The sequence below is a fragment of the Mesorhizobium sp. M7D.F.Ca.US.004.03.1.1 genome (assembly GCF_003998635.1).
In the GTDB taxonomy this organism is placed as follows: Bacteria; Pseudomonadota; Alphaproteobacteria; order Rhizobiales; family Rhizobiaceae; genus Mesorhizobium; species Mesorhizobium loti.
Window position 1 is genome coordinate 1 of record NZ_RZQG01000296.1, and the last position, 6,447, is coordinate 6,447.

Consider the following 6,447-nt stretch of genomic DNA (forward strand, 5'->3'; position numbering starts at 1 on the left):
ACGGCAGACTTATTGGCGGGAGACAGGCCCACGGAGCCGGAAATGCTGAGGATGTTGTCGTCGCTGAAGGTCTTGTTCGCCGCGAATACGCCGTATGAGCCGTGCCGTGAAGGCGAGACTCAGAGATGGCTGATCGATCCGCTTTCGCACCCAGTGCTGAACACCATGTCGGAGCGCGAACTTGGTGATGTGCCGTTCAGGCTGACGGCGCGGCGGACCGTGCACGAAACGACTTCATTGCGTGCCGCTCCCGGTGGACGCTGCTGAGCGGACGCCAAGGGTTCCGGCTTAAGCAGAAGTCGAGACGATCGCGCCGCCTCGCGGTTGCGCTGGCCCAACAAAAGGCGGATTGTTTCACCGGCTCGCGCACTTATTGTGCGCTGCAATGATATCGCCCACCTCAACAGCGCTGCGCTACGCTTTCGCCGGCATGATTGCCCTGGCCGTCGCCATGGGCATCGGCCGCTTCGTCTATACGCCGATCCTGCCTGGCATGATGGAGGAGATCCACCTGTCGCCGGCCGATGCCGGCTGGATCGCCTCTGCCAACTATCTCGGCTATCTCGTCGGCGCGCTGGCGGCGGCGGGCGGCTGGGCGCATGGGCGCGAGCGCCTGCTGATGCTGTCGGGTCTCGGTGCCAGCACTGTCCTAGCCGCACTGATGGGCCTGACTGACGCGATGGTCGCCTTTCTCATCATCCGCTTTCTTGCCGGTCTGGCCAGTGCCTTTGTCATGGTGTTCATGGCCAGCATCGTTTTCAGCCATATCGCCGCTGTCGGTCGAGGTGACTTGCAGGCCTGGCACTTCGGCGGCGTTGGCCTCGGCATCGCGGTGTCCGCGGCGATGATGGCTGTCCTGGTCACCGAACATGCCGGCTGGGCAGCAGGTTGGCTGTGGTCGGCGGCAATTTCGGCTTGCGGTTTCGTGGTCGTGGCGCTGCTGGTGGACGAGGGTCCGCTCGCCAATGGCGAAACTGGCCCTGAGCCGGCATTGCCGAAAGACCGGTCGCTGCTGAAAATCATCATTGCCTACGGCCTGTTTGGGTTTGGCTATGTGGTGACGGCGACATTCCTGGTCGCCATCGTCCGGCAAGGCGGCGGTAGCCGCGTCTTCGAGGCTGTTGTGTGGATGGTCGCCGGCCTTGCCGGATTTCCCTCGACCTGGCTCTGGCAGAAGATCGCCGTACGGATCGGACTCTATGTCGCCTATGCGCTGGCGTGTTTCATCGAAGTTGTCGGCGTCACGGCAAGCGTCGCCATCGGCGGACGCACCGGGCCGCTGCTTGGCGGCCTGCTGCTCGGCGTCACCTTCATTGCCATCACCGCGCTTGGTCTGCAGGCCGCACGGCAGCTGGCGCCAATGGCGCCACGCCGGATCTTTGCCGTGATGACGGCCTCATTCGGACTTGGCCAGATCATCGGTCCGGTTGCCGCTGGGTTTCTGGCGCAGGCGTCAGGTGATTTCTTCCTCGCCTCGATTGTCGCGGCCGGCGCTCTTGTCGTTTCCGGCGCCATCACATGGTCGGCTGCGCCAAAATCGCCATGATTGTGGGCTTGCTGTGCCGGGCATCGGGCACGGGCATTTTCTTTCCCACTAATGTGTGACTTTATGCCCGCCGTAGTCAGCTGATTTGCGCCTAGATCGAGGAATTCGCCACAGTGTTCGTATCCTTTTTCCCGCAGCCGAAGCTCTTCTTCACTTCGGCCGCCGTCTGGAGCCTTGCGGCGATCCTGTTCTGGTTTTTCGGTGGTGAGCAGTTGGGCGCGGTTTTCGGGCTGCCGCCAGCGGCAGCAGGCGCGCCGCCCATCATTGGCATCGCCATCCTCGTATCGAAGCCGTTCCTCTGGTTCTATCTCTACTTCGCGTTCTGCGTGCTCGTCTTCTACGCATTCTGGAGCTGGTATTCGCCGCATCCGTGGCAGCGCTGGTCGATCCTGATGACCGCGGTCATCCTGTTCTTCATCTATTTCAATGTGCAGGTCAGTGTCGCCGTCAACGCCTGGTACGGGCCGTTCTTCGACTATGTGCAGGGACTGATGTCGGGGACTGGAAAGTCGACCAACGGCGAATTTTACATCGGATTGGCCGATTTTTCGTGGCTAGCTCTGGTCGGCATGAATGTGCAGGTGGTCAATGCCTTCATCGTCAGCCACTGGATCTTCCGCTGGCGCACGGCGATGAACAACTACTTCGTCGAGAACTGGGGCAGGCTACGCCATATCGAGGGTGCCTCGCAGCGTATCCAGGAAGACACGATGCGGTTCTCGCAGATCATGGAAGATCTCGGCTCCAGCTTTGTCCAGTCGATCATGACCTTGATCGCATTCCTGCCGGTCATGATCCAGTTGCAGGCTCATATCACCGAGTTGCCGATTATCGGCGCAATCCCGCAGCCATTGGTGGTCGCAGCTCTTGCCTGGTGTCTGTTCGGGACGATCTCGGTCATGATTGCCGGCCTGAAACTTCCAGGGCTGCAATTCCGCAACCAGCGTGTCGAAGCCGCCTATCGCAAGGAACTCGTCTACGGCGAGGATCACGCGGACCGAGCCCAGCCAGCCACCACTGCCGAACTGTTTTCGAATGTTCGTCACAATTATTTCAGGCTTTATTTCCACTACATCTATTTCAACGTCGTCCGCTACACCTACCTGCAGGCCGACAACATTTTCTCGCTGCTGATCCTGGGTCCCTCGCTGGTGGCGCACAAGATAACGTTCGGCGCGCTGAACCAGATTTCGAACGCGTTCGGCAAGGTGACGGGTTCGCTGCAGTTTCTGCTCACCTCCTGGTCGACCATCGTCGAACTGCAATCGGTCCACAAACGCCTGCGCGCCTTCGAGGCGACGCTGCAAGGCGAGCCGTTGCCCGATATCGACCAGCGCTATCTGGCAAGACAGGGCGCCGAGGATCCGGCCTAAAGACCGGGTTTTTGGAAATCGAACCGGGTTGGCGGCTCAGTCGCCGACCGAAGCCTGCTTCTGGGCAGCATCCTGGCGCGATATGTAGTCGCGAAAACTGATGCACTCGACATCCTGCTTGACGCAGACCTCGCCGGCAAAATGCTCCAGCGCGTTCCAGTAGGCGCCGTCATTCATCAGCGCGAAGTGGAAGCCGAGTTCCAGCGGAATGCGCTTGCCCGCATACTGCTTGTCGAAGGCGGCGCGGAAGGCGTCATAGGTCCGTTTGGCGAACTCGTCCGCCTTGCTTGGCCGCTCGAAGCCGCCGGAATGTCTGACATAGAGATTGTAATCCATGGCGATCACCGGCCTTGATTTCGGTCCTTCCGGAATCTGCGGTAGCGAAAAGTGCATGATGCCGTTGCTGGCCGCCGGCCGGGCAGGGCCCTGTGAGACGCCGCTCGCGTCGAACTGATAGCCGGCCGCCGGCAGCGCTTCATAAAGCGCCTTGCCAGTCGACAGATACGGCGCGCGAAAGCCGACAACCGCATGCCGCGCGAAATCGCGCCAGCCCTCGGGTTCGGGCGCAATGCCGTTGATCGCATAGGCGTTCTCGAGAATGTGCTCGAAGGAACTGAACTCTTTCAACCAGTCGGCCTTGCTCCAGTCCTTGCCGTCGAAATGGCCGCAGCCATGGCTGGCGATATCGTGTCCTTCATGCACGGCAAGGCCGATCTGCTCAAGCCGTTCAGTGACTTCCTGCTTCGAGGCGGCAAAGCCGATGTTGGATTTGCCGGCGCTTTTGCCGGGTGCGGTGTATTCCGCGCGTGTTTCCGGCGACAGCAGGAAGACGCAGGAGAGAAAATAGGTGAAATGCGCGCCGGTACGCTGCGCCAGCGCCCGGCTGCGCTTCCACTGCGAAATGTCGCGGGCACTGTCGAACGAGATGATGACGACCTGTTTCGGCTTTGTCGGCGCTGGTGGCGCGGGCGGATCGGCCAAAGCCGCCCCGGCAGTGGCGAGCGCGGCGAGGGAAAACGCAACAACGCGGAACGGACGGTACATCGGCAATCTGATCTGCACTCTAGGGGACGTATCGAAGCCGGCTATCGCCTAAATGTGGCGTGGGTGCGATTGGCCTTTTCGGCTGCTTGCCCGGGGCAAACATCCGTTTGCCCTCGGGAATAGGCGATTTTCCGGTTGAACCCCTTCCATGCCGACAAAATTTCGCTAAAACGCGGGCTGACAAAGGCCCGACCGGGCAGGAATGGTTTTGATTGATGTCCGACGACAGTTTTATCCGTGAAGTCAACGACGAGATTCGTCGCGAACAGGCGCAGGCGCTGTGGGACCGTTTCGGTCCCGCCTTGATAGTCGTTGCGATCCTCGTGGTGCTCGGCACCGCCGCCTTCGTTGGCTATCGCTATTGGGACGAGACGCGCGCCAACCGCTCGGGCGATGCGTTCTCGCAGGCGCTGAAGCTCGCCAATGACGGCAAGAGCGACGAAGCGCTGACCGCACTCGATCAGTTGGAGAAGGATGGCTACGGCGCCTATCCGTTGCTCGCCCGCATGCGCGGCGCGACCGTCAAGGCCAACAAGGGCGACATCGACGCCGCCGTCAAGGATTTCGACGAAGTCGCCGCCGACACGGCTATTCCCCAGGGCATTCGCGACATGGCGCGGTTGCGGGCAGCACTCCTGCTTGTCGACCATGGCTCCTTTGCCGATGTCTCCAGCCGTGTCGAGGCGCTCACATCCGACACCAACACGCTGCGCCATACGGCGCGCGAGGCACTCGGCCTTTCCGCCTGGAAGGAAGGCAAGACCCAGGATGCGCTGAAACTGTTCGACCAGATCGCCGCCGATGACGGCGCCCCGCGCAACACCCGCGAGCGCGCAACGTTGATGTCCGAACTGATCCGCGGGTCGGGCAGTGCGTCGTGACCTTCAAAGTCGCCATCATCGGCAGACCTAACGTCGGCAAATCGACTCTTTTCAATCGGCTGGTGGGAAGGAAGCTGGCGCTTGTCGACGACACGCCGGGCGTCACCCGCGACCGTCGCGTCCATACCGCCAAGCTTTACGACCTGCATTTCGATGTCATCGACACCGCCGGCTTCGAGGACGCGGGCGCCTCGACCTTGCCCGGCCGCATGCGTGCGCAGACCGAGATCGCCATCCGCGAGGCCGACCTGATCTTCTTCACCATCGACGCCAAGTCCGGGCTGTTGCCTGACGACAGGACCTTCGCCGAGATCGTGCGCAAGTCCGGCAAGCCGGTCGTGCTGGTCGCCAACAAGGCCGAGGCGAAGGGCGCTCAGGGCGGCATGCTGGAGGCCTGGGAACTCGGCCTTGGCGAACCGATCCCGGTTTCGGCCGAGCATGGCCAGGGCATGCCCGACCTGCGCGACGCCGTGATCGGCGCGCTCGGCGAAGCGCGTGCTTTCGGCGAAGAAGATGGCGAAGACGAAGAAGTCGCTGCTGGCGAGGTTCTGATCGGCGAGGATATCGCCGACCCGGATGCCGAGCACACCTATGACGACACCAAGCCGATGCGTATCGCTGTCGTCGGCCGTCCCAATGCCGGCAAGTCAACGCTGATCAACGCGCTGATCGGCGAAGAACGGCTGCTCACCGGACCGGAAGCCGGCATCACGCGTGATTCGATCTCCGTCGACTGGGACTGGCATGGCCGCCGCCTGAAACTGTTCGATACGGCCGGCATGCGCCGCAAGGCCAGGATCCACGAAAAGCTAGAAGTGATGTCGGTGCAGGACGGCCTGCGCGCTATCCGCTTCGCCGAGATCGTCATCATCGTCCTCGACGCCACCATTCCCTTCGAGAAGCAGGATCTGCAGATCGCCGACCTGATCATCAGGGAAGGCCGGGCGCCGGTGATCGCCTTCAACAAATGGGATCTGATCGACCATCCCCAGGAGCTTCTGGCCGAACTGCGCGAGAAGACGGAACGTCTTCTTCCCCAGGCGCGCGGCCTCCAGGCCGTACCGGTCTCCGGCGAGACCGGGCGCGGTCTCGACAAGCTGATGGATGCCGTCATCAGGACCCACAAGGTGTGGAACAGCCGCGTCTCGACCGGCAAGCTCAACCGCTGGCTGGAAGGCATCCTGGCGCACCACCCGCCGCCTGCCGTGGCCGGGCGCCGGCTGAAGGTCAAATACGTCACCCAGGCCAAGACCCGGCCGCCGGGTTTCGTCGTCCAGTGCTCGCGGCCCGATGCGATGCCGCAATCCTATGTCCGCTATCTCTCCAACAGCCTGCGCGAAGCCTTCGACATGCCAGGCGTGCCGATCCGCATCGCGCTGCGCACGTCGGACAATCCCTTCGCAGGCAGGTCCAACAAGAAGCGAAGCTGATTGTCATCGGCGCCCCCTTGGTGCGCCATGATCACGCCACGCTGCGCAGGTCGCTGGCCCGCGTATTCTCAGGCAGCGCTTGCCGCGCGGCGTCCAGCAGGATGTCGGCGAGGCGGGCCGCCACCGGCTCGGCCTCGGCGTCCTTGCGATGCAGGAACAAGGACATCTTAGGC

The 6,447-nt window shown here is 62.3% G+C and carries 6 protein-coding genes; 5 read left to right on the top strand and 1 reads right to left on the bottom strand.

Going from position 1 to position 6,447, the window contains the following annotated elements:
* The 3 genes from EN935_RS17635 to sbmA all read left to right on the top strand — a co-directional run.
* On the top strand, positions 1-267 hold a 267-nt coding region (locus EN935_RS17635; RefSeq protein WP_348629896.1), incomplete at its 5' end, for a hypothetical protein.
* A 118-nt stretch (positions 268-385) separates the two neighbouring features.
* On the top strand, positions 386-1,546 hold the full coding sequence (locus EN935_RS17640; RefSeq protein ID WP_127373475.1) for a YbfB/YjiJ family MFS transporter: 1,161 nt from the start codon (positions 386-388) through the stop codon (positions 1,544-1,546).
* A 113-nt stretch (positions 1,547-1,659) separates the two neighbouring features.
* Entirely contained in the window at positions 1,660-2,919 is a 1,260-nt protein-coding gene (sbmA, locus tag EN935_RS17645) for a peptide antibiotic transporter SbmA (protein ID WP_109662107.1), read from the top strand.
* A 36-nt stretch (positions 2,920-2,955) separates the two neighbouring features.
* On the opposite strand, the gene EN935_RS17650 is transcribed toward sbmA, so the two are convergent.
* Positions 2,956-3,963 (bottom strand): polysaccharide deacetylase, encoded by a 1,008-nt coding sequence (locus tag EN935_RS17650; RefSeq protein WP_127264536.1) that lies wholly within the window; start codon positions 3,961-3,963, stop codon positions 2,956-2,958.
* A gap of 215 nt (positions 3,964-4,178) precedes the next feature.
* On the opposite strand from EN935_RS17650, the gene EN935_RS17655 reads away from it, so the two are divergent.
* Positions 4,179-4,844, top strand: coding sequence for a tetratricopeptide repeat protein (locus EN935_RS17655; protein WP_109662112.1), 666 nt, complete (start codon positions 4,179-4,181; stop codon positions 4,842-4,844).
* On the top strand, positions 4,841-6,274 hold the full coding sequence (der, locus tag EN935_RS17660) for a ribosome biogenesis GTPase Der (protein ID WP_109662115.1): 1,434 nt from the start codon (positions 4,841-4,843) through the stop codon (positions 6,272-6,274). The genes EN935_RS17655 and der overlap by 4 nt, the downstream gene beginning before the upstream one ends.
* Positions 6,275-6,447 lie beyond the last annotated feature (173 nt).

Excerpts from the sequence above, each read along its gene's own strand:
- EN935_RS17640 (WP_127373475.1), top strand. The coding sequence starts at position 386 with ATGATATCGCCCACCTCAACAGCGCTGCGCTACGCTTTCGCCGGCATG.
- EN935_RS17650 (WP_127264536.1), bottom strand. The coding sequence starts at position 3,963 with ATGTACCGTCCGTTCCGCGTTGTTGCGTTTTCCCTCGCCGCGCTCGCC.
- EN935_RS17655 (WP_109662112.1), top strand. The coding sequence starts at position 4,179 with ATGTCCGACGACAGTTTTATCCGTGAAGTCAACGACGAGATTCGTCGC.